This window comes from Achromobacter sp. Bel (genome assembly GCF_012928505.1).
GTDB lineage: Bacteria > Pseudomonadota > Gammaproteobacteria > Burkholderiales > Burkholderiaceae_B > Achromobacter.
In genome coordinates, this window is sequence record NZ_JABBJN010000002.1 from 253,392 (window position 1) to 275,547 (window position 22,156).

Here is a 22,156-nt window from a genome sequence, read left to right on the forward strand (position 1 = left end):
CCGCGCTGCGGCGCGCGGGCACTTCAGGGGCGGTCGGGGTGAGCGAGCCGGCGCAGCATGTCGACGGCGTTGACGGCCGCGATCGAGCGGTCGCGGCGCCGGTAGGCCATGTCCAGTAAGGCGTGCGGGGCGTCGCCTTCGATGGGGCGGTACTCGATGCCTTCGGCGCCCATGTGGCGCATGGCCGCCGGCACCACCGAGATGCCAACGCCGGCGGCGACGAGGCTGACGATGGACGCCATTTGCGGCGCCTCCTGGATCACGCGTGGAGCGAAGCCCGCCCGTTGGCAGGCGGATTGGATGGCGTCGTACAAGCCGGCGCCGATGGGGCGTGGATACAGCACGAAATCCTCGTCGGCAAGCGCCGCGATCGGCACGCTGGGGAGGCGGCTCAAGGGATGATCGGGCGGCAGCGCGACCAGCATGGGTTCGTCCAGCACGCGCTCGGATTCGAATTCCGCGTCCAGCACGTAGGGAGGCCGCACGAACGCCACATCCACCTCGCCCAGCCGCATGCCGCGCAGCAAGGACACGGTGTTGCCTTCCGTGAGCGTGACGCGCACGTCAGGATAGCGGTCGCGGAAGGCGCGGATGGCGCGCGGCAGGTAGGGGTGGAAGACGGCCGACGCGGTGAATCCGACGGTGACGGCGCCGCGTTCTCCGCGGCCAAGGCGGCGGGCGGTGTCGATGGCCCGGTCTGCGCTGGCGAGGATGGCGCGGGCATCCTCCAGGAACTGCGCGCCCGCCTCGGTCATTTCGATGCCGCGAGGCAGCCGCAGGAACAGCGGCGTGCCGATTTCGCGCTCCAACTGCTGGATCTGCTGGCTGAGCGGCGGCTGCCCGAGCCCCAACCGCGCGGCCGCACGGGTGAAGTGCAGTTCTTCGGCGACGGCCGTGAAGTAACGCAGGTGACGGAGTTCCATCGATTTAAAGTATGGACTATGCAGGTTTCATATATTGGACATATGCAGGGGAAAAGTCTACCTTGATGACACGGGCCGCACGCCCGATGCCATGCCGAGAATCCTGATGTCTACCCCCTCCGCCATTCCCTCATCCCCGTCCCCGACCGGCTATCTTGCGCGGGGCACGCCAGGGCTGCGCCGCGCCCAATGGGCGTTGTTCGCCGCCGGCTTTTCCACCTTTTCCCTGCTGTACTGCGTGCAGCCGCTGATGCCGATGTTCACCCAGGCGTTCGGCGTATCGCCCGCGCAAAGCAGCCTGGTCTTGTCGCTATGCACCGGCCTGCTGGCCGTGGCCATCTTCTTCGTCGGCCTGTTGTCGCAGGCCCTGCCGCGCAAGCGGGTAATGGCCTGGTCGCTCTTCGCGTCGGCGGTGCTGGGCACGATAGCGGCGGTGGCGCCGGACTGGCACAGCCTGCTCGCGCTGCGCGCGCTGCAGGGCATCGCGATGGGCGGCGTGCCGGCGGTGGCGATGGCCTACCTGGCCGAAGAGGTCGAACCGGATACCCTGGGCTTCGTCATGGGCCTGTACATCAGCGGCAGCGCGTTCGGCGGGCTGTCCGGCCGCGTCATCACCGGGCTGGTGTCCGACCATTTCGGGTGGCGGGCGGCGATGGGCACGCTGGGCTTGCTGGGCGTCGTCGCCGCCGTGCTGTTCGTCTGGCTGCTGCCGGCCTCGCGCCGCTTCACGGCGCAACGCGGGCGGGGCTGGGCGGGCGTGGCGTCGGACGTGCGCGCAGGCGTCGGCGCGCATCTGAAGAACGGCCCGCTGTGCGCGCTGTTCGCGATGGGCGGACTGTTGATGGGCGCATTCGTCACCCTCTACAACTATGTGGGCTTCCGGCTGTTGCTGCCGCCGTTCTCGCTTAGCCAGACGTTCATCGGCTTCATCTTCGTCGTATACCTGGTGGGAATCTTCGCGTCGACGTTCTTCGGCCGGCTGGCCGACCGCCATGGCCGCGGCGCCATGCTGTGCGCCGCGACGGGGCTGGCCTTGGGGGGCTTGCTGCTGACGCTGTCGGATTGGCTGCCCGTCCTGATCGCCGGAATCGTCCTGTTCACATTCGGCTTTTTTGCCGCGCACGCGGTGGCCAGCGGCTGGGTCGGGCAAATGGCGCGCGGCTATAAGGCGCTGGCCGCGTCGCTGTACCTGTTGGTCTACTACGTGGGCTCAAGCGTGCTGGGTTCGTGGGGCGGCCATTTCTGGGCTTCCCGCCAATGGCCCGGCGTTGCAGCAATGGCGGGCGGCCTCTTGGCCCTTGCGCTGCTTATCAGTGCGGGGCTGGCGTGGCGGACCAGTGGCGGTATGAAGCGTGGAACCGGGATAATCGCGGAAACTCCCTGATCGCCGGGCATGCGAAGGCCGGCTCGAACTCCGGCCGGGCATGACGCGGTGCCGTCCGCGCAAGGCTAGGGCATCCCGACCGTGTGGGGTTCGGGCGGCGAGGCGACGGCGGCACGAGCGGCCAGGGTGGCATCGATGCCTTGGCTAAGCGCCGACAGCAGCAGGTGCGGCGCAAGATCCAGCTGCGCCAACAGCACGCTGCATCGCGACATCTTGACGAGATCGTCGGGGGAAAGGGCGGCCAGCCACTGACAGGCATGCTGCGAGAGTTGCAGTCCCGGCATGGCCGTGGCGTTGCCAGTGCGTGCCAAGCGCTGCAGCAGCAGCAGATACAGCAGATTGGTCTCGTGGATATCGCGCAGAAGTTCGATGGATTTCGGCATCGGGCATCCTGACTTCGTTAATTCCGCGCGTCGGCCGCCGCCGATGCGGGAGGGCGCGTGGCGTCCTCGTGGGAACGCCTATTCCAGGCCCGGAAGGGGCTTGCGTGCCGGTACAGTCTGTCGATCATATTTAAGCGGGCCGGGCGCGTCAGTTATGGATTTCCCTGTGCACGCGGCGGGCGTTACGTTGTTTTCTAAAAACGACGCATTCTCATTTATAATGGCGCGGACGCCAAGTGGCGCGTCGCCGGGGCACTGCCCGCACGCGGCCGCCCGGCGACTGTTTCATTCCGAGGCCTGTAATGACATCCTCTTCCCTGGACCGCCAGACGCTGCAGCGTGAACATGCGGCGCTGCTTGCCGCCTACGGGCAGGCGCAATCGCATTGCAGCCAATTGCTCAGCGCGCAGGCGGCACGGATCCTGTATCTGGAAGCCGAGGCCATGCGGTTGCGCGCGGCGGTCATCCAACGCGATACGGCGCTGGCTTGGGCGCGGGAAGACCACCGTGCATTGGAAGGATCGATACCGGGCTTGCCCAAGAGGATGGTGCTGGCGCGCCGGGTCACACAGCTGATGGAGCGCATCCAGTGCCTGATGCGCGAACGGCTGGCCTGGCAGGATCGGGCCAGCCAGGCGAGGGCCCGTCCGGTCGAGCGGGTCGCGGATGTCGCGATCCCCCGACCGGCCGTTGCCGCGGCCGCGTTGCACGAAAAGTCCGTGCTGTGCGTGGGTGAAGACGCCATGGCGCTGATGCTGACGCGCAAGGTCGTGGAACTGGCCGGGGGCCGGTACCTGGGGCACAGCGGCGATGGCGATGCCGACGGCGCGACCCTTGAAGCCAGCCTGGTCGCGGCCGACCTCGTTATTTGCCAGACCGGCTGCGTGAGCCACGGGGCGTACTGGCGCGTCAAGGATCATTGCACCCGTACGGGCAAGCAGTGCGTGTTGGTCGATAAGCCCGAAGCGCTGAACGCCTTGCGCCTGGACGGCGAACCGGTGTTCGAGCAGGAACGGTAGCGTCGCGTTACCGAGCGTTTCCGCAAAACGGCGCCGCCCCGCAATACAGTGAGTGTTGGCAAAGGGGCAAACATGTTGAAGAAGCAAGATCGCGTTGCGCTCCCTTGGACGGATACGCTGGCGCGTCTGGAAGATGAACGCATCATGCTGCAGCGCATTGCCGCAGGCATGCCGCTGCCGGATGTCCTGGAGCATGTGCTGTACGCCATCGAGGCGCAGTCGAGCGTGGAGTTACGTACGGCGATCGCCTTGATCGACGACACCGGGACGTTCCTGCTGCACGCCGCGGCGCCCAGCTTGCCGTCGGCCTTCAACGTGGCGGTGCAGCGTACGCCCATCGGACCGCATATGGCGTCGTGGGGCTCGGCGGCGCATGCGGGAACCGCCGTGTACGTGGAAGACATCGCGACGCATCCGGCTTGGGAACGCTGGCGCGAGCTTGCCTCGACGCATGGCCTGCGGGCGTGCTGGTCGACGCCGATCAAGGCGCCTGACGGGCGTCTGCTGGGGGTGTTTTCCAACTACTACAGCACCGTGCGCTCGCCGTCCGCCGACGATATCGACGCCATTGCGCTGGTGACGCGCAGCGCCGCGCTGGCGATCGAGCGCCATCTGACCGACGCCGCGCTGCGCGATAGCGGCGCGCGGTGGCGCGCCATGTTCGAAGGCATGCAGGAGGCCTTCTTTTTAAGCGAGGCATTGCGGGACGACGATGGCCGTATCGTGGACTTCCGGTTTCTGGAGGTGAACCCGGCCTTTGAACGCCAGAGCGGCATGCGGGAAGGCGACACCCTGGGCCATACGCTGCGCGAAATGATTCCCGGGGTGCCCAGCCAGATCATGGATGCCTTTGCCCAGGTGGTGGAAACGGGCGAACCGACCCAGTTCGAGTTCGCCGTGCCGGCGCCCAAGGAGGCTTGGTACGAGGCCCGGGCGCGCAAAGACGGCACCGACCGCATGATGGCGCTGTTCCTGGATGTCACGGCGCGCAAGACGGCCGAGACCGAGCTATGGGACGGCCAGCACCGTAAGAATTTCCTGTTGGCGCTGGGAGACCGCATGCGGGAACTGCACCTTCAGTCCGAGATCGAATTTGCTGCCTGCGAAGGGCTGGGCCAGCATCTGGCGCTTGGGTTCGTGGCGGTGGCGGACTGGTCAGGCGACGAGGCGGAGGCGTTGGCGCTGTCGACCTGTTGGCGGTCCGGGAACGAGCAATCCACGGAGCAGCCGCTGATTGCCGAGCCATTGAGCGAAGAATTCAAGGCCGCGCTGCGCAATGGCCGCACCGCCTATTTGCAGCCGCTGGTGGTGGATCAGGATGGCGATGTCCGGCCATCCACGATCGTGGTGCCGATGCGTCGCTGGGGCCGGCATGGCGGCGCGCTGTTGGTGCGGCCCCAGGCCAGCAGCCGCCTCAAGGGCGGTGATCTGGCGTTTATCGAAGAAGTGGCGGAACGCATGTGTGGCGCTGTCGAGCGGTCGCAGTACGCGCGGACGCTGGAGCAGCGCGTCGAAGACGCCATCGCCGAACGCGACCGCATCTGGCGGCTGTCTCCAGAACTGCTTGCCGTCGTCGACGCGCACGAGCGCTTCGTCAGCGTCAATCCCGCAGTGCGGCCGATCCTGGGCTGGAGCTCCGAGCAATTCCTGTCGATGGGGCTGGCCGAACTGGTGCACCCTGATGACCAGGCGGCCACGCGCGCCGCGATGGCGCAGGCATCGCATGCGGATCCGGCCCAAGCCGTGCGGCATATGGAGAACCGGCTTCTGGGGCGCGACGGCGTCTATCGTTGGATCACCTGGAGCATGTCGTGGTCGCAAGACAGCCTGTACATGACCGGCCGCGACGATACCGATATGAAGGTGCAGACCGAAATGCTGCGAGAGACCGAGCAGGCATTGAGGCAGTCGCAGAAGATGGAAGCGGTAGGGCGGTTGACCGGTGGTATCGCGCACGACTTCAACAATATGCTCCAGGGCATCACGGGCGCCTTGTACCTGATCAAGCGCAAACTCGACGCCGGCACGCCGGCGCAGGCCGAGCGCTTCATCAATGTGGCCATGGACTCCGCCAACCGCGCCGCCCACCTGACGCAGCGGCTGCTGACCTTTTCGCGGCGCCAGCCGATCGACCCGAAGCCTTTCAGCGTGGCGTCCACGCTGCAGTCGATGGCCGACCTGTTCCATCGCTACACGGGCGAACGCGTGCATCTGCTGTTTGATCTGGCGCCGGCGCTGTGGACGGTCCGGTGCGACAAGAACCAATTCGAGAACGCCTTGCTGAATCTGGTGATCAATGCGTGCGATGCGATGCCCAATGGTGGCGCGTTGACGGTCGGCGCGCTGAACCAATCATTGGATGCCGCGCTGCTGCGCCAGTTCCCCGGGGTGACGCCGGGCGACTTCGTCGAGGTCTCGGTCTCGGACGTGGGTTGCGGCATGGCGCCGGACGTGCTGGCCCACGCCTTCGATCCGTTCTTCACCACCAAGCCGCTGGGCGAAGGGACCGGCCTGGGGCTGTCGATGATCTATGGATTTGCCAAACAGGCAGGCGGCGTGGCGACCCTGGAGAGCGCGGTGGGCAAGGGCACGACCGTCAGGCTGCTCTTGCCCCGGTACGACGGCGCGCCGGATGCCATCGCGCGGCAGGAGTCTGCCGTGCGCCAGGTGCCGGGCTCCGGGCAGCCGTCCATCGTGGTGCTCGTGGAAGACGACACCAATGTGCGGGACATGGTGCGCGAATGCCTGGTCGAACTCGGCATGCAGGTACTGACCGCGGCGGATGGCGAGGCGGGATTGGAACTGGTGCTGAGCACTGCCGATATCGATCTGTTGGTGACGGACGTGGGCTTGCCCGCCCTGAATGGGCGACAGTTGGCGGACGCCGCGCGGGCGGCACATCCCGGGTTGAAGGTGCTGATGATGACGGGTTACGCAGAAAGCGCCGCGCATGACCGGGGGTTCCTGGAACACGGCATGGAACTGATCGTGAAGCCATTCTCGTTGGATGTACTGGGTGAACGCGTGCAGCGCATGTTGGCCGAGCCGGGGGAGGCGAGGCAGGATGGCGGGGTTTAGGTTCGGAGCGGGCCGGCTTGGCAGGATGCCAGTGTTGCAAAGGTAGGTAAAAAATACCCGTCTGGACGCGTGAGACGGCGGCCTGGTCGGGCAACCGGGCGGAAAGCGGCTGGCTCGGGACGGGAACAGGGCTTGCGTACAGGTCCGTGCAACCCAACCAAGGAGCCTGACTATGAAAACCCGTGCCATGACTTGCGCTTTTGTACTGCTGACGGGCTTGACGTCCGCCGGCGCGGCGCTGGCCCAGTCGGCCAGCCCGACCACGCCGTCTTCGACGCCGAACGACGCCTCCGCCGCCCAGCCTAACCGTCCCTTGCCGGCGGGCCAGATGGCGCCCGCGCCCAACGCGACGCCCTCGACAGGTACCACCGCGCCCGCGACGCAACATAGCGGCACCATGTCTTCGGGCAAGAAGCATTCCGATGAAACGCCGAAGCGTCCTCGCGAGGCCAATGACAACGTGCCGCGCACGCCTGCGGCCGGCGCGGCGCCGCCTCCGGGATATCCGAATTCGGGTGGTTCGAAGTAACCGCCGCGAGCTAGGCAGCAACGAAGAAGGCTTCCCTCGGGAAGCCTTCTTTGCGTTCGTGCCGAGCCGCCGACGTATCGCGATGTGCCCCGGGCTTAGTGCTGGCGGCGCAGTTCCGCCGGCGGAACCCGCAATTGCCCCCGATACTTGGACACGGTACGGCGCGCCAGCAGGATGCCGCTGGCGGCCAGTTGCTGAGTCAGGGCCACGTCGGACAAGGGCATGGCGGGGTCTTCGGCGTCGACCATTTCCTTGATCAGCGCGCGGACCGCCGCGGCCGAACACGAGCCGCCCGATTCGGTTGCCAGTTCGCGGGAAAAGAAGTGGCGGAATTCGAAAACACCGCGAGGCGTCACCATATACTTGCCGACAGTGGCGCGCGACACCGTGGATTCATGCATGTCCAGATCGTCGGCGACTTCGCGCAGCATCAAAGGCCGCAACGCCACCTCGCCATACTCGAAGAAGGTCTGCTGGCGCTTGACGATGGCCTCGGCGACGCGCTGGATGGTCGTGTAGCGCTGCTCGACGTTGCGCACCAGCCAACGCGCTTCTTGCAGCTCTTGGGCCATGGGGCTGCGGTCGTCCAGGCGGGCGCGACGGAACAGGTCGGCGTAAGTGCGGTGCAGGCGCGCATGCGGCATCGCATTGCGGTTGGGCAAGACGCGCCAACGCGCACGCCACTTGTCCACGAAAACGTCGGGCACGACGTATACGGGGGCTTCCGCGCTATAGCGGGCGCCGGGTTTGGGGTCCAGGCTGCGGATCAGCGCGCACGCGTCGCGCAGCGCTTCGTCCGAACACTCCAGCAGGCGGCGCAGTCCGATGCAATCGTTTTTTCCCAGACGGTCCAGATGCTCGCGCACGATGCGCAACGCCAGGTCCCGGGTGCCGGTGTCGACTGCCCGGGCGGCCGTCAGTTGCAGCGTCAGGCATTCCGTCAGGTCGCGCGCGGCCAGCCCGGGCGTGTCCAACTGCTGCACCAGGCGCAGGGCAGCGGTCCATTCTCCATCATCGGGCGGCGGGTTGAATTCGGGCCGTTCCGCGTTGCAGAGGCTGCCGAGCGGCACGCGCAAATAGCCGTCGTCGTCCAGCGCGTCAATGATGAATTCGGCCAGCAGCCGGTCTCGCGGCTGCAGGTGATAGTTGCCCAGATCCAGGGAGAGGCGTTCCCGCATCGACAACGATGCGCTGGCCCATTGCCCCAGGTCCTTGCCTTCGCCGGTGCCGGACGACGGCATGGGGTAATCGCCGGAATAGGCGGGCGCGTCCGGCGGGGCGTCTTCACCGTCGCGGTCGGCAGCGGCCGCGGGTTCGGCGGGGGCGTCGGCGTGCTCGCCGCGGCCGGCGGGTGTGACGTCTGGCCCGATTTCCGCCTGCTCGGCGTCTTGTTCGTCCCCGTCTTCAAGAAAGGGATTGGTGGCCAGTGCGTGCTCCACCGCGGTCGTGAATTCAAGCGCCGACATTTGCAGCAGCTTGACGGACTGTTGCAGCCGGGGCGCCAGCGTCATCTGCTGGCGCAGGCGCAATTCTTGCGTAGGGTGGCCCAATCGAATCTCCTTGCCAGGAAGCCGCCGGAAGGCGGCGCATCCTTGATACTCAAGCAAACTCCGTGCCAGGCGGGTTTGCGGGCGAGTATGGGGAGGCGAGAGGCTGCAAGCGAAGGCGCTATTACAAGCCGGCGGTAAGAACTGCTCAGCGGTCCGCCAAGCTTTCCTTGTCGTACACGTCCAGCCGGTTGTACAGCGTCTTCAGACTGACGCCCAACGTGTCCGCGGCCAAGCGCTTGTCGCCGTCATGATGCGCCAGCGTCGCCAGGATGAACTCGCGCTGGGCGCGGCCCAATGGCATGCCGACGGGGAAGCTGAGGGCGCCGTCTCGCATTTCCGTCCGCTGGCGGGCCGGGGCGCGCGCCAGCAGGTCGGTGTCCAGCTGCGCGTCCGACAGGATGAAAGCGCGCTGCACCACGTTGCGAAGTTCACGCACATTGCCGGGCCAGTCGTGTTGCTGGATCGCCTCCAGCATCTGCTTGGAGAACGTCTTCTGCGTGCGATGCTGCGCGTTCAAGGTGTCCAGGAACCGGTGCGCCAGTATCCGCGCATCGTCCCCGCGTTCGCGAAGCGGCGGCACCCGCAGCGGGATGACCAGCAAGCGGTGCAGGAAGTCCTGGCGCAGCCGGCCGTCGGCGACTGACGCCGCGGGGTCCCGGTTGCTGGCGCAGATGATGCGCACATTGGCGCGCAGCAGGTCGGATCCGCCTACGCGCTGATACGTCCCAGCCTCCAGGACACGCAGGAAATGCACCTGCATGTCGGGCGGCATCTCGGTCACCTCGTCCAGGAATAGCGTGCCGCCGCTGGCGTATTCGAAATAGCCCGCGTTCTGGGCAAGGGCGCCGGTGAAGCTGCCTTTCTCGTGGCCGAACAGTTCGGCGTGCGCTAATGTGCCGCTGATGGCGCCGCAATTAACGGCCACGAAGGGATGGCCGCGCCGATCACTGGCCTCATGGATCGCGCGCGCCACGATTTCCTTACCGGCGCCGCTTTCCCCCACGATGAAAACGCTGGCGTCCGTGGATGCCGCCAGTTGCAATTGGGCGCCCAATTTTTGCATGACCGGCGACAGGCCGGTCACGTCCATCAGAGGGGCGGAGGACGCAATCGCATCCTCGCGCCCCGTGGTGGTGCGGTTTGCCATGTGCTGTTACCTCGGCCCGCCGGGCCTTGTCGCGATGGGTTAATCGTAGTGGCCGGGTAGAGGCAGGAATGCGACCAGTTGCAAGTATTCGAAAACTTTAGTGGACAGTATCGATTGTTTACGTCTGCCGTCGCCAGAGTGACTATTCTCATTTCCATGAGAATGCGCGGCGCGGACATCGGGCTGCGCACCGCCCATACGGAGAAGCTATGCCTCATCTGCTGATCGTCGACGATGACGACGCGATTCGGGAAACACTGGCCGAGATGGGCCGCGACTGCGGCTTCTCGGTGGCGCTGGCCGCCAGCGTCAAGGACGCATTGATACAGCTGGAGCGGCAGGCGCCCGATCTGGTGCTGACCGACGTCCGGCTGCCTGGCGGCAACGGAATGGACATTTTCAAGAATGTCGCCGCGGCCAGTGCCGAAGTCGTGGTGATGACGGGCCATGGCTCGGTCGACTACGCCGTCCAGGCCTTGCGTTTGGGCGCGACCGATTTTCTGGTCAAGCCCATCTGCATGGAACGCCTGAATGGCATTCTGACGCGGGTCGTGGCCAATGCGGGCGGCGAGCTGCCCGGCATGCCGTTCGAGGAAGCCGGGCGTTTCGGCAAACTGTACGGCGCCTCCGAATGCATGACGGCGTTGTACCGTCAGATCGGACGGGTAGCGCCCACCAACGTCACGACCTTGCTGATCGGCGAAAGCGGCACGGGTAAAGAGTTGGCCGCCCACGCGATCCATGAGCTCAGCACGCGTCGCCAACGCCCGTTCATCGCCGTCAACTGTGGTGCGATTTCCCCTAATCTGATCGAAAGCGAGATGTTCGGCCATGAACGCGGCAGCTTCACCGGCGCCGATCGCCAGCACAAGGGCTATTTTGAACGCGCGGACGGCGGCACCTTGTTCCTGGACGAGGTCACCGAGATGCCGCTGGACCTGCAGGTGAAATTGTTGCGGGTGCTTGAGACCGGGCAGTTCATGCGGGTCGGCACCAACCGGGAAATCGGTTGCGACATCCGCATCGTCGCCGCTACCAACCGCAATCCGGAGCAAGCGGTGCAGGATGGCAAGCTGCGCGAAGACCTGTACTACCGCTTAAGCGTCTTTCCGATCGAACTGCCGCCCTTGCGCGAACGTGGCGACGACATCCTCTTCCTGGCCCAACGGTTCCTGCAGGCGCAGAACCAGGAAACGGGCAAGAACAAGGTTTTTTCGCCGCAAGCGGCCGAAGCCCTGGCGCAGTACGACTGGCCGGGCAATGTGCGCGAACTCAAGAACTTCGTGCGGCGCGCCTTCATCATGGCGGATGGCGACGTCCTGAATGCCGACATGCTGGCGCCGCACGTTTCGCCAAGCAGCGATGCGACGGGCGGCCAGGTCAGCGTGCCGGTCGGCGAAACGTTGGCGGAGGCCGATCGTCGCCTGATATTGGCCACGCTTGCGCGCTGCAATGGCGTGAAGAAGCAAACCGCGGCGATGCTGGGCATCAGCCCCAAGACGCTCTATAACCGGCTTGAGGAATACGCCGCGGCCGGTTACGTCCTGCCCGGAGAAGACGGACCGGGCGACGCGCGCGACGCGGGGTAGGCGGCCTCTCCCGGCCGAGGCTCGGGAGAGGCGCGTCCCGATGCGCCGGTTTACTTGCCGTGGCGCGTCTTCAGGTCGGCCATGCAGGCGTCCTTGGCGTTGCCGGACATTGCGTCGCACTTTTCCTTGCCCACCTTGTAGTCGGCGTCATTGCGCGTCTTGGCCGCGTCATGGTTGGCTTCGGCTTTTTCCTTGCCTGCCTTGGCGTCGGCCTTCGCTTTGTCGCGGGTCGCTTCGGCCTGCTGCTGGCAGACGTCCTTCTGATTGCCCTTCATCCCGTCGCATGCCTTTTTATCCATCTTGTACTGATTGTCGATCTGCTCGCTGCTTCGTACGGGCGTGGTTTGCGCGGAGGCCTGGAACGCCAGGGCGGACAGGCTCAGGGCGATGGCGGGGCAAACGATTCTGGACAGATTCATGACTGACTCCTTTGGGTAAGGGCCCGGTGTGAGGCGGGCCTGCGGCAAGCCAAGCAAGCGGCGTTCCCGGCGCCTGGGCACGCCGCTTGCGCGGGATACGCCACCTATCGGCAACCTGGAGAGCAAGATGAAGCAACCCTCGGAAGAGAAGGCCAAGCCCGCGGCGAATACGCCGACCGACGAGACGGATGCGGCCCGCCGCAGCGGGCAGTTCGGTGCGGACAAGCCCGGCTTCGGCACGCCGACGCAGCCCGCAAAGCGGCCGGCGGACAAGAAGCCCAACACCAAGGGGCCGGAGTACGAAGAGGGCGGGCAGTATCCCGGCAAGCGGCCCGAAGGCAAGTAGAGAGGATCGACCCCGCTTAGTCAGGGGCCTCGCCGCCCCACCGGAACAGCAGCACGACACAATGCAGCGCCGCCAACCCGATCAGCCCTTGGGCGGCTCGGGTGGCTGCCGCGTGCGGCAGGATTTTGGCGAACACGTCCAGGTTGACGGCGGCAATCAAGCCGCAATTCAGGCCGCCCGCCACCAGGGCGATGAGCGCGACCCAATCCAGCCAGGACAGTTCGCGGCCGCGGGGCTCGGCGCCTGCTGGAGATTCTGCCATCCCGGTGGAAAAAACTTCATCCCGGATCGGAAAGCCGCCGTCGTCCTCATGCGCCGCCGCGGTTGCGGGCGCAAACGGAGCAGGATGCAAGTGCGCAGGAGCGGGCTCACCCACCATTGCGCTCCGGATTGGGCGCCGAGCGGGAGACGCCGGCCTCATCAGCCCCGGTCACGCGGTCCGGCGCGATATCGCTGCCGTCATCGTCACGCGGGTCGGGCTCGACGCTCTCGCGCTCACCGGTCGCCTGGGAGTCGCTGTCGGAATGCGCCATCCCGGGCGGCAGATCGCTGGCCGAATCGGAAGAATCGCTGGGTCCCAGGTCCGGGCGGCCACTGTCGTCGGGATCCAGGAAATCGGGGGTAGGGGGGCGGGGCATAACGGTCTCCGAGGGAGGGGTTCGACGCGCAGGCAAGCGCGGCTTTCGCAAGACCGATAGCAAGCGCCGTGCCGTCCTGCGACGGGCATGCGAGTTGCTGCACCCATTGACACATCCATCCGGGAGATCGTCATGTCTTTGATTGTCGCCGCACGCTTCCAGACATTCGACCAAGCCACCGTCGCCGCGCAGAAACTCTTCGCCGAAGGCTTCACGGAAGACGACGTCCACACGTTCTATATCAATTCGGCGGGTGAGCATGGGCGCTTTCCGTTGGGCGGCGACCGCGTCGCGGACCCGGACGCCAAGGGCGGCCATGTGGGGGCCGTGGCGGGCGCATCGGCCCTGGGCCTGGTCTTCGCGCTGTTGGGTGGCCTGATCGCGGCAAGAATGGCTGCGCCGATCCTGATCGTTATCGCCGCTGCCGGCGTGGGCGCGTACCTGGGCGCCTTGGCCGGCGCGCTGTGGATCGTGGGGCGGGATAAGCGCAAGCGCCAGGGCGCGACTGGCGTAGAAGAGATACATCCCGCCGTGCGCGCGGCGGGCGTGATGCTGGCGCTGCATGTGCCGGTGGGCAAGGAGGCGCTGGCCCGGCAGGTATTGCGCGAATCGGGCGGCCGCGACATCGAGCGGGCGCAGGGCCGATGGCTGAACGGCAAATGGGAGGATTTCGACCCCTTGACGCCGCCCAGGCATGTCGAGGCGCCCACGTCCGTCGATTGAAGATTCAGTCGCCCGCGCTGCCCGTAATGGGCAGCACGATGCCGGTGATGTAACTGGCGCATGCGGGGGACGCCAGAAAGACGTAAGCGGGCGAAATTTCTTCCGGTTGCGCGGGCCGCCCCAGGTCGGTGTGCTTGCCGAATTCCCGGATCGCCTCCGGGCTTTGGTCCGCCGGGTTCAGCGGCGTCCAGACTGGGCCGGGGGCCACCGCGTTCACGCGGATCCCCTGGCCCGCCAGGTTCGCGGCCAGCGAGCGCGTGAAGGCGTGGATCGCGCCTTTGGTGGACGAATAGTCCAGCAGTTTGGCGCTGCCCCGCAACCCGGTCACGGAGCCGGTGTTGATGATGGACGCGCCGGCCTTCATATGCGCAAGCGCAGCTCGGGCCATGTAGAAATAGGCGGTGATGTTGGTGCGCAGCGTCTTGTCCCACTTGTCGTCGCTGATCTCGGTCAGCGTATCGGTGTGCTGCTGGTAGGCGGCGTTGTTCACCAGAACGTCCAGCTTGCCGAAGGCTTTCACGGCCCGCGCCACTGCGTCCTTGCAGAAGGCGGCTTCCTGCACGTCCCCGGCGATCAGCAGGCAGCGCCGGCCTTCGGCCTCAACCGCGCGCCGGGTCGCCTGGGCGTCTTCGTGCTCGTTCAAATACACGACGGCGACGTCGGCGCCTTCGCGTGCGAACAGGACGCTGACGGCGCGCCCGATGCCGGAGTCTCCACCGGTGACGATGGCGGCCATGTCCTGCAGTTTGGCGCTGCCCCGATAGCCAGGGGCCTGGTACTGGGGCTTGAGTGCCATGTCAGCTTCGTTGCCCGGTTTCTCAAGATGCTGATCCGGCATAGGCGGCGTGGGATGCGGCCGATCGCCGGTGCCGGCGCTGCGGGCTTTGCTCATCGGAGGCTCCTTGAGTCAGGCGCGGAGGGCGCGTTCAAGCCAAGGCAAGCAAATGTTGTTCCCGACGCTGCCGGGTGTTTAGGCACGCGGCTTGCTGCTGGCTGGCAGGCTGGCGCTTTCCAACGCCCGCCAACCCAACCACGCGATGAAAAGGTAGAGAGCCATGAACAAGGACCAGGTGAAGGGCAGAGTCAACGAGGCCGTCGGCAAGGCGAAGGAAGTCGCCGGCAAGGCGACCGGCAGCGCATCGACCGAATTGAAGGGGACCGCGCAGAAAGTGGCCGGCAAGACGCAAGCGGCTTACGGCGACGCCAAGGACAAGGCGCAAAAGCCGGGCTGACGCCCGGCCGCAACCCGGCTGGCGCGGCTATTGGCGGCCCACGACGACGCCGAAAAGAAATGCCGCGCCGGCGACTAGCCCGATGGCTTGCCAAGGCCGGGCGTGAATGTACTCCTCGGTGCAGTCGAGGGTTTCCCGCATCAGGTCGCCGGCGTTCTCGGAGGCGTCGCGCAGGCTGCGGCGCGTCGCATTCAACTGGTCCGACAAGCGGGCCTTCAGCGCGTCCAGATCCGTCGGATCGGCGTCGCGCAACGTCGCCTCGATCTCATCGATCCAGCTTTCCGGATGCCGCGCGCGCCTGCGCGACCCACGATTGTCCGGGCCGTTCTCGGGAAAGTCGGAGGGCAGAGGGGTGTTCGTAGAGGCCATCACAAAGCTCCTGGCAGTCGGGCGGGATACTCGCCGTCGCAGACCGGCCCGTACGGCTGCGTGGCGTGTCGAGGCGCTAGGCCTCGAGCATGTCCTGGCAGGCCAGCGTGCAGGCGAGGCAGGCGCCGGCGCATACCTGGCAATGTTCCATGTCCTGGTGCGCCGTGCATGCGCGGGCGCATGCGTCGCAAACCAGCGCGCACAAAGTACATAGCGCGGTAGAAAACTCGCCGTTGCGCGCCAGCATGGTGGCGCATAGCCGGCACACGCTGGCGCAGTCCGTGGCAAGGCTGATGCAACGTTTCATGCGGGTGGCGTTGACCTCCAGGCTGGCCGCAGCGCACTGATCGCAAGCCACCGCGCATTCGTAGCAGGCTTGCACACATTGCTCGAAGTTGGGGTCTCGCATTGCATCTCCTTGTGAGTTCCCGTGGCGGCCAGCGAAGGTGCGCCCGGCCGGGCCGGGCACATCCGCTTGCAATTTGAAGGTACTGACAGTGCTTTATCCCGGCGGACCGCCGTAGGATGGACATTCGGAATTTGGCAGGAGATACCCATGAAAGCCCGTTCCCGATCGACCGCCACCGCTTCCGGCCCAGCGGACACGTCCGTGCAAGCCGGCGCGCCGGCCAACGCTAAGATACTGCCCCCGCGCGGCCCCGTCGATGTGCCGAAACAACCGGTGAAACCAGACGCCTCGACCCCGGACGAGGCGGCGCGCGACCAGCGCGCGGTCGTTGACAATCAAACGGAATCGAACTGGGCTGATGGCGCCGCCCCGCAGCCTCGTGCAAAAAACGCCCGTTCATCCATTCTTTGATGCCCCCGCCGTTGCCGGCCCGTCGATCACCCCGGGCAGGCCGCGCAGAAATGCCAGCAGGCGCCGTTCATCCGCGTCCAGGCCGCGTGGCGCGTCCGGCGCCCGGGTCTTGGGCGGCAGGGCGCCCGCCAGATAGGCCTCCAGCACGGCCGGGTGTATGTAGCAGGCGCGGCACACGGCGGGCGTGTTGGCCAGGCGCTGGGAGACCTGCTTGACCACGTCCACTACGGCCTGCCTGGCCTGCGCCTCGTTCTCGAAGGGCCGAGCCTGCAACGCCGCATACGCCAGGACCGAGCCGGCCCACGTGCGGTAGTGCTTGGCCGTGAAATCGCCCGCACCGGCGGCGCGCAGATAGGCGTTGACCGCCCCGGAGTCCACGGGATGCTTGCCGCCGCCTTCATCCAGATACTGGAACAGCTGCTGCCCGGGTATTTCCAGGCAGCGCTTGATGATGCGGGCGACGCGGCGATCTTTCACCGTGACATCGTGGGAGACGCCGCTCTTGCCCTGGAACCGGAACCGGAAGGCTTCGCCCGCGACCGTCGCATGTCGCCGTTTCAGCGTCGTGAGGCCATACGACTTGTTCGAGCGGGCGTACTCGCGGGCGCCGATGCGGATCAGCGTGGTCTCCAGCAACCGCACCAACGTGGCGATCACCTTGTCCTGCGCCAATCCCGTTGCGCGCATGTGGCGGTCCACCTGTCGCCGAATACGGGGCAGGGCCTGGCCGAACGCCAGCAGGTTCTGATATTTGTCCGCATCGCGCAATGCGGCCCAGTCCGGGTGATAGCGATACTGTTTACGGCCGCGTGCGTCGCGTCCGGTCGCCTGCAGGTGGCCGTGGGGGAGGGGACAGATCCAGACGTCTTCATACGCCGGCGGGATCACCAACGCGTGGATGCGGGCGATTTCCGCCGCGTCCGTGATGCGTTTGCCGCGCGTATCCAGATAGTGGAACGTATTGCCGTTCACGCGCACCCGGCGATAACCCGGCTGTGTGTCTTCCACGTAGACCAGCGCTACGGGCTCGAAGTGCGATGCAGGGGTGTCCATGCTGTCTCCAAGGGCGTCGGCGGCCGCCCGCAAGCGCCGTGCCAGACCGCGTCGATCACCGGCGATCGGCACGCCCGGGCACGGCGCTTGCTGAGGCAGTCGGCAGCAACATCATCAGCGAACCGATCGTTGCGGGCCGGGTCCCCCGTTCCGGCAAGGATCCCTACAGGAGAGTGCCATGCAAGCCTCAATGCAGCTACACGTGCCGCCCAAGCCCGATCCGATCCCGCCGGGATCGCCGCCCGGGGATCTGCCGGTGGAGCCCGATACCGACGAGCCGGAAGTGGATCTGCCGCCGTTGTCGCCGCCGATCAGGGAAATCGATCCCCCGAAGCGCTGATGCCCGCAAGCCGCTTGAAAAATCGAATCAATAACGACGAGGAGTCATCATGTCGACCATTCTGCTGATCATTCTGATCCTGCTACTTATTGGCGCCGTGCCGGCGTGGCCGCACAGCAAGGGCTGGGGCTACTATCCCAGCGGCTTGCTCGGCATTGTCGTGATCGTGCTGATCGTAATGCTGCTGATGGGACGGATATAACGCCCGACGGCCGGCTGAGCGCCAGGCGGCGCGGCCGGCCATCGTTGCAAGGAGTGGTCGTCTGCCGGACGGCGAGTGGCGCGGGAGAGAGGCGCGGCGTAAGATTTGCCCGCTTTTTCGAGAGACACCCGCCTACCCGGCAACGCCACCATGACCATTCCTTTATTGATTCTGATCGACAGCGTGCAGGACTTCCTGCCCGAGATCCAAGCTCGCGGTTTTCAAACCCTGTACGCGCCCACGGCGCAGGCCCGCGCGCAAGCCATCCAGGACCACGGCCGCGAGGTCCGCATCGTGCTGACCCGTGGCGCCACGGGGCTGCGCGCCGATGAAATGGCCGCCTTGCCGAAACTGGAACTGGTCTGTTCGCTCGGGGTAGGCTACGAGAACATTGATCTGGCCGCTGCGGCGTCGCGCGGCATCGTCGTGACGAACGGCCCGGGCGCCAACGCCGTGTCCGTGGCCGACCACGCGATGGCATTGCTGCTGGGCGCCGCCCGGCATCTGCCACAGGCCGACGCCTGGGTGCGGCAGGGGCATTGGAGCGGTTTCATGGGGCCGCAAGTGACGGGCAAGCGCCTGGGCATCCTGGGCCTGGGCACCATCGGGCTTGAAATCGCCAAGCGTGGGGCTAACGGGTTCGGCATGAGCGTGGGGTACTACAACCGGCGCGTACGGCCCGAATCCGGTTATGCGTATTTCGCCAGCCCGCGCGAATTGGCCGCGGCATCCGATTTCCTGGTGGTGGCCACGCCAGGCGGCGCCGGTACCCGGCATCTGGTGGATGCCGACGTGCTGGATGCGCTGGGCCCCGACGGCTACCTGGTGAACATCGCCCGCGGCAGCGTAGTGGATACCGACGCGCTGGTTGCCGCATTGGCCGAAAAACGCATCGCGGGCGCGGGGCTGGATGTGGTGGACGGCGAACCGCAGATCCCCGACGCATTGAAGCGGCTCGACAACGTGGTGCTGACGCCGCACAGCGCGGGCCGTTCCCCCGAGGCGGTGGCGGCGACCGTGGCGCTGTTCCTGGAGAACGCCACGGCGCACTTTGGTGGCAAGCCGGTGTTGACGCCGGTGCTGGACGCGCTGGCCGAATCCGCCTAGCCGCGTTCAGTGCGAGAACATGATCGGCACGGTCATGCTCTTCAGGATGGAGGCGGTGGCGCCGCCCATCGCCCATTGGCGGAATTTGCTATGCCCGTAGGCGCCCATCACGATCATGTCGGCGCTATGGTCGGCGGCGGCATTCAGGATGGTGCTGCCGACGCCGACGCCCTTGATGTCGCGGCGGACGTGGTCTGGCGCCGGCATGCCTTGGGCGACGCAATAGGTGGCCAGGTCTTCGAAGGGCACGGTTTCGCCTTTCTGCGAGGCCCCGCCTTCGTCCATGGTCAGGGCAACCAACTGCGTCGACAGGCGCAGCGCCGGCGTGGCGTCGCCCAGGGCGCGCGCGGCCTCGCGGCTGCCGTCCCAGCAGAACAGCACGCGGTCGCCCACCATGGAGAAATCGCCGCTGGACGGCAGTACCAGCACGGGGCGGCCGGCGGTCAAGAGCATCTGTTCGACGAATTCGGCTTCGTGGGCGGCTTCGACATCGTCGCGGTTGAACTGGCTGACGATGACGAGATCGCTGGTGCGGGCGTACAAGGCCACGCACACGCTGGGCGCGGTTTCCCCGGCCCGCACGACGGCGGGAACGTCCGCTTCGGCCGCCGCTTCCAGGAATGCGTTCTGCACCGCGGCGCGGTTCTGCGCCTGCAATTCCTTCATGACATCCAGGGTGCGGGACATCAATACGGATTCGCCGTAATAGTACTGGGGCGGCGCGGCGCTGGCGTAGATGCCGACAAGTTCGGCCTTGTGACGCTTGGCTAGCGCCAGCGCCAACTCAGTGCGGCGTTTGCAGTCGAATCCGTGGTCCAGGTGTACGGCAATGCGGCGATACATGCGGGTCTCCTCAGTCAGCGTCCCATACCCACATGGTTGCGCTTTCCGCGTGATGGGCCCTTGATGCGCGTCAAGCCGTCTTCAGATACCCCATAACGGCGCAAAAGCCGCCGGTCGCCGCGCCGTGCCGGGTTACCGCGGTGGCGCTTTTTCGATGCGGTCGCGCAGTTGGCGAACCTGCCGCGCCTGCTGGGCGATGCGGTCCAGCGGGTCGGCCAAGGCGGGGGCGGCCGCCGCGATGGCGGCCGGCACGGCCCATGGGCGGGGCGGCAGGTCCGGCGCGTCGTCCAGAGGATGCAGGGCGTGGGCCAAAACCCGTCCATAGTCGCGCAGCGCCGAGGCCGCGGGCGCCTGGGCCGGCAGGGCGGGCTGGATCTCCAGCACCGTTCCGGCGGCCGTGATGCGCCGCATGGCGTTCAACAGGCTGACGGCGGTGTCGACGTTGCGCTCGCGGTGCACCGGATTCTGTTGCAGCCGCTGCAACGACGCTTCGGCGTTATCGGCCGACAGGCACGCCTGGCGGCGCAAGGCGACGATGTCGCTGTCGGCCGGTGCCGGGGCGGCGCCGCTTTTCTGCCGGATCAGCGCCAGCGCATAAGCCGCGTGGCGATCCAGCGCGCGCGTCAGCGCGCCGGCCAACTGGCGCGGCTCTTTTTCCGGCCACACCAGAAACCCCACCAGCAACGCCAGGATGCCGCCCAGCACGCTATTGAAGGCACGCAGCGCGGCGAGCGTGGGTTCATAGATCTCCGGCTGCTGGATATGGCTGACCAACACGAACTGGGACGTCAGGAAAAAGGTGAAGAGCGCGTAGTGGATGGTGCGCGCGGCGAAGGTGCCCAGCGCGATAGGCAGCACCGCCAGCGCGACGGACAACGGCGTGCTCAATAGCAGGCCCAGCAGGGACGCGCCGATGGCACCCGCCACGCTGCCCGTCACCCGTTCGAGGGTGCGCTGCCAGGTGGTTGCGAAATAGGGCTGAAGGATGAAGACCAGCGTCAGCGACATCCAATAACCGTGGTTGACGGCGAACGTCTTGGACAAGGCTACGGCGATGGTGGCGCCCACGCCCACGCGCAAGGCGTGGCGGAAGGCATCGGATTCCACGCTCAGGTTCTGCCGCAGCGTGCGCCACGCCTGCCGTGCGCGTGAGGCCGCGCGGCGCTGCAGCACAGGCGCGTCGGGCGCGCCGCCTTGGTCGAACAACGCCTGCATGACCGCTTGCGCCGTATGCAGCAGACGATCCAGCACGGGCACCATTGTGGCCAGATCGGGCGCATAGGCCATCGCACCGCCGCGCAGGTCATGCAACCCCGCGCCGAAGTGGGCCAGTCGTTCGCGCAGGCATTCTGCCTGCTTGGGATCGTTCACGTCCGACGTGCTGGCGATGGCGTTGCAGACGCTGGCATAACGGTGCAACGCATGCGACAGATGAGCGCCCGCGCTGCGGCCCAGCCATTGGGGCGCGTGCGATTCCAACAGGTCGGCGCACGCGACCAGGGCGATGAAGCTGTCCTCGGCGTTGTCCAGCAGATAGGTCAATTGGTTCGCGCGGGCACGGCGGGAAGGGCGGGTGTCCTGGACCTCGCGGATACGGACTCGGGCCGACTCCAGTGCGGCGCGCTGGGCGCTTCTCTGCGGTTTGGTGACGGCGGTCCAGGCTTCAGGGCCGGCCGCCGGCGTCAGGCCCGAATACATGCGCGCCAGCGCATCGGCGAAATCCGCCAGCCCGCGGTAGGAGTGGGCGACGGCGTGCGTGGCGTCTTTCCAGGGCCGGCGGCGCCATACCAGCGCGGTCATCAAGATGGCCCAGCCGGCGCCCGCCAGGAAGAACAGCGTGTACCAGAGGCTTTCGGCCAACGTGGGCGCGGGCAGCTCGGCGGCTACGACGAAACCGGCGGACAGCAGCGTGCCCACGATGGCCGCCGCGGGACCCAGCACGCGTAGCAAGCCGCCGAAGGTGCAGCAGATGAAGGTCAGGGGCAGCAGCATCCATAGATGTCCTGCGCTTGCGCTGGCCAGAAAGCAAAACAAGGCGCCAATCAGCCCCAGCGCCAACATGGAACCCGCGCGTTGGCGCAACGGGCCGCCGGGATCGCCGAAGCAGGCCCAGAACGCGGCGATCGCGGTCCAACCCAGTCGCGGCTCATGCACCAGCACGGCCAGGATGACAGGGGCCGCGCTGATCGCAGCGGCTTGCAAGGCGTCGAGCCACAGGATGTTGCGCAGGGAAACGCGCCAACGGGAAAGCAGGTTCGTCACGCTATTCATGGGACCGCAGGGGCGCCCGAGAGCCGAAAGACGCAAACCCTACCATGTCGACAACGCTGTTTTCGTGGCGTCGCGTGCGTTGTCCACGGCGTGTCAGATTCATGAAACCGAATGGATGCATACATATAGTTTCATTTATGTGACTTTGCGGCGTCTTAGGCGCAAATTTGCCTGGAACAATTGCTCGAAAT

The 22,156-nt window shown here is 66.4% G+C and carries 25 protein-coding genes; 12 read left to right on the forward strand and 13 right to left on the reverse strand.

The window, feature by feature from the left end:
* Positions 1-23: 23 nt before the first annotated feature.
* Entirely contained in the window at positions 24-923 is a 900-nt protein-coding gene (locus HG262_RS02470; RefSeq protein ID WP_169269521.1) for a LysR substrate-binding domain-containing protein, read from the reverse strand.
* A gap of 106 nt (positions 924-1,029) precedes the next feature.
* On the opposite strand from HG262_RS02470, the gene HG262_RS02475 reads away from it, so the two are divergent.
* Complete coding sequence (locus tag HG262_RS02475) at positions 1,030-2,307, forward strand: MFS transporter (protein ID WP_169269522.1); 1,278 nt, start codon at positions 1,030-1,032, stop codon at positions 2,305-2,307.
* Between the two features lie 65 nt (positions 2,308-2,372).
* Here the strand turns inward: HG262_RS02475 and HG262_RS02480 are convergent, their stop codons facing one another.
* Positions 2,373-2,690 (reverse strand): flagellar transcriptional regulator FlhD, encoded by a 318-nt coding sequence (locus tag HG262_RS02480; RefSeq protein WP_169269523.1) that lies wholly within the window; start codon positions 2,688-2,690, stop codon positions 2,373-2,375.
* A 302-nt stretch (positions 2,691-2,992) separates the two neighbouring features.
* Here HG262_RS02480 and HG262_RS02485 point away from each other — a divergent pair, with 302 nt between their 5' ends.
* From HG262_RS02485 to HG262_RS02495, 3 genes are all read left to right on the forward strand, one after another.
* Positions 2,993-3,709, forward strand: a complete 717-nt coding sequence (locus HG262_RS02485) for a DUF2325 domain-containing protein (RefSeq protein ID WP_169269524.1) — start codon at positions 2,993-2,995, stop codon at positions 3,707-3,709.
* A 72-nt stretch (positions 3,710-3,781) separates the two neighbouring features.
* A complete protein-coding gene (locus HG262_RS02490; RefSeq protein WP_169269525.1) occupies positions 3,782-6,787 on the forward strand; it encodes a PAS domain S-box protein in 3,006 nt (1,001 codons plus the stop codon).
* Positions 6,788-6,959: 172 nt separating this feature from the next.
* Positions 6,960-7,316, forward strand: a complete 357-nt coding sequence (locus HG262_RS02495; protein WP_169269526.1) for a hypothetical protein — start codon at positions 6,960-6,962, stop codon at positions 7,314-7,316.
* Positions 7,317-7,411: 95 nt separating this feature from the next.
* Here HG262_RS02495 and HG262_RS02500 read toward each other — a convergent pair whose 3' ends face one another.
* Entirely contained in the window at positions 7,412-8,866 is a 1,455-nt protein-coding gene (locus HG262_RS02500) for an RNA polymerase factor sigma-54 (RefSeq protein WP_169269527.1), read from the reverse strand.
* Positions 8,867-9,011: 145 nt separating this feature from the next.
* Positions 9,012-9,956 carry a sigma-54 dependent transcriptional regulator gene (locus tag HG262_RS02505; protein ID WP_282436989.1) on the reverse strand — a complete coding sequence of 315 codons (945 nt, stop codon included), beginning with the start codon at positions 9,954-9,956 and terminating at the stop codon, positions 9,012-9,014.
* A gap of 266 nt (positions 9,957-10,222) precedes the next feature.
* On the opposite strand from HG262_RS02505, the gene HG262_RS02510 reads away from it, so the two are divergent.
* Entirely contained in the window at positions 10,223-11,602 is a 1,380-nt protein-coding gene (locus tag HG262_RS02510; RefSeq protein WP_169269528.1) for a sigma-54 dependent transcriptional regulator, read from the forward strand.
* A 50-nt stretch (positions 11,603-11,652) separates the two neighbouring features.
* On the opposite strand, the gene HG262_RS02515 is transcribed toward HG262_RS02510, so the two are convergent.
* Positions 11,653-12,021 carry a hypothetical protein gene (locus HG262_RS02515; RefSeq protein WP_169269529.1) on the reverse strand — a complete coding sequence of 123 codons (369 nt, stop codon included), beginning with the start codon at positions 12,019-12,021 and terminating at the stop codon, positions 11,653-11,655.
* Positions 12,022-12,148: 127 nt separating this feature from the next.
* Here HG262_RS02515 and HG262_RS02520 point away from each other — a divergent pair, with 127 nt between their 5' ends.
* Entirely contained in the window at positions 12,149-12,367 is a 219-nt protein-coding gene (locus tag HG262_RS02520) for a hypothetical protein (protein ID WP_169269530.1), read from the forward strand.
* A gap of 16 nt (positions 12,368-12,383) precedes the next feature.
* Here HG262_RS02520 and HG262_RS02525 read toward each other — a convergent pair whose 3' ends face one another.
* Together HG262_RS02525 and HG262_RS02530 are read right to left on the reverse strand one after the other, a co-directional pair.
* Complete coding sequence (locus tag HG262_RS02525) at positions 12,384-12,629, reverse strand: DUF378 domain-containing protein (protein ID WP_169269531.1); 246 nt, start codon at positions 12,627-12,629, stop codon at positions 12,384-12,386.
* 106 nt (positions 12,630-12,735) lie between these two features.
* Positions 12,736-13,005, reverse strand: a complete 270-nt coding sequence (locus HG262_RS02530) for a hypothetical protein (protein ID WP_169269532.1) — start codon at positions 13,003-13,005, stop codon at positions 12,736-12,738.
* A gap of 132 nt (positions 13,006-13,137) precedes the next feature.
* On the opposite strand from HG262_RS02530, the gene HG262_RS02535 reads away from it, so the two are divergent.
* Entirely contained in the window at positions 13,138-13,728 is a 591-nt protein-coding gene (locus HG262_RS02535; protein ID WP_169269533.1) for a hypothetical protein, read from the forward strand.
* 4 nt (positions 13,729-13,732) lie between these two features.
* Here the strand turns inward: HG262_RS02535 and HG262_RS02540 are convergent, their stop codons facing one another.
* On the reverse strand, positions 13,733-14,620 hold the full coding sequence (locus tag HG262_RS02540) for an SDR family oxidoreductase (RefSeq protein WP_169269534.1): 888 nt from the start codon (positions 14,618-14,620) through the stop codon (positions 13,733-13,735).
* Positions 14,621-14,783: 163 nt separating this feature from the next.
* Between HG262_RS02540 and HG262_RS02545 the strand changes: the two genes are divergently transcribed.
* Positions 14,784-14,960 (forward strand): CsbD family protein, encoded by a 177-nt coding sequence (locus HG262_RS02545; RefSeq protein WP_169269535.1) that lies wholly within the window; start codon positions 14,784-14,786, stop codon positions 14,958-14,960.
* Between the two features lie 27 nt (positions 14,961-14,987).
* Here the strand turns inward: HG262_RS02545 and HG262_RS02550 are convergent, their stop codons facing one another.
* Positions 14,988-15,329 carry a DUF883 family protein gene (locus HG262_RS02550; RefSeq protein ID WP_169269536.1) on the reverse strand — a complete coding sequence of 114 codons (342 nt, stop codon included), beginning with the start codon at positions 15,327-15,329 and terminating at the stop codon, positions 14,988-14,990.
* Positions 15,330-15,405: 76 nt separating this feature from the next.
* Positions 15,406-15,738 carry a four-helix bundle copper-binding protein gene (locus HG262_RS02555; RefSeq protein WP_169269537.1) on the reverse strand — a complete coding sequence of 111 codons (333 nt, stop codon included), beginning with the start codon at positions 15,736-15,738 and terminating at the stop codon, positions 15,406-15,408.
* Positions 15,739-15,885: 147 nt separating this feature from the next.
* Here HG262_RS02555 and HG262_RS02560 point away from each other — a divergent pair, with 147 nt between their 5' ends.
* Positions 15,886-16,149 (forward strand): hypothetical protein, encoded by a 264-nt coding sequence (locus HG262_RS02560; protein ID WP_169269538.1) that lies wholly within the window; start codon positions 15,886-15,888, stop codon positions 16,147-16,149.
* Here HG262_RS02560 and HG262_RS02565 read toward each other — a convergent pair.
* Entirely contained in the window at positions 16,135-17,202 is a 1,068-nt protein-coding gene (locus HG262_RS02565; RefSeq protein WP_169269539.1) for a DNA topoisomerase IB, read from the reverse strand. The genes HG262_RS02560 and HG262_RS02565 overlap by 15 nt on opposite strands.
* A gap of 178 nt (positions 17,203-17,380) precedes the next feature.
* Here HG262_RS02565 and HG262_RS02570 point away from each other — a divergent pair, with 178 nt between their 5' ends.
* The 3 genes from HG262_RS02570 to HG262_RS02580 all read left to right on the forward strand — a co-directional run bounded on the left by HG262_RS02570 (position 17,381) and on the right by HG262_RS02580 (position 18,851).
* Entirely contained in the window at positions 17,381-17,542 is a 162-nt protein-coding gene (locus tag HG262_RS02570; protein ID WP_169269540.1) for a hypothetical protein, read from the forward strand.
* A gap of 49 nt (positions 17,543-17,591) precedes the next feature.
* Positions 17,592-17,744, forward strand: coding sequence for a DUF3309 domain-containing protein (locus tag HG262_RS02575; protein ID WP_006222114.1), 153 nt, complete (start codon positions 17,592-17,594; stop codon positions 17,742-17,744).
* A gap of 150 nt (positions 17,745-17,894) precedes the next feature.
* Positions 17,895-18,851: a 2-hydroxyacid dehydrogenase gene (locus HG262_RS02580; protein WP_169269541.1), complete on the forward strand. Its 957-nt coding sequence runs from the start codon at positions 17,895-17,897 to the stop codon at positions 18,849-18,851.
* 6 nt (positions 18,852-18,857) lie between these two features.
* Here HG262_RS02580 and HG262_RS02585 read toward each other — a convergent pair whose 3' ends face one another.
* Both HG262_RS02585 and HG262_RS02590 read right to left on the reverse strand, forming a co-directional pair.
* Entirely contained in the window at positions 18,858-19,694 is an 837-nt protein-coding gene (locus HG262_RS02585) for a universal stress protein (protein ID WP_169269542.1), read from the reverse strand.
* Between the two features lie 132 nt (positions 19,695-19,826).
* A complete protein-coding gene (locus HG262_RS02590; RefSeq protein WP_169269543.1) occupies positions 19,827-21,965 on the reverse strand; it encodes an FUSC family protein in 2,139 nt (712 codons plus the stop codon).
* Between the last annotated feature and the right edge of the window lie 191 nt (positions 21,966-22,156).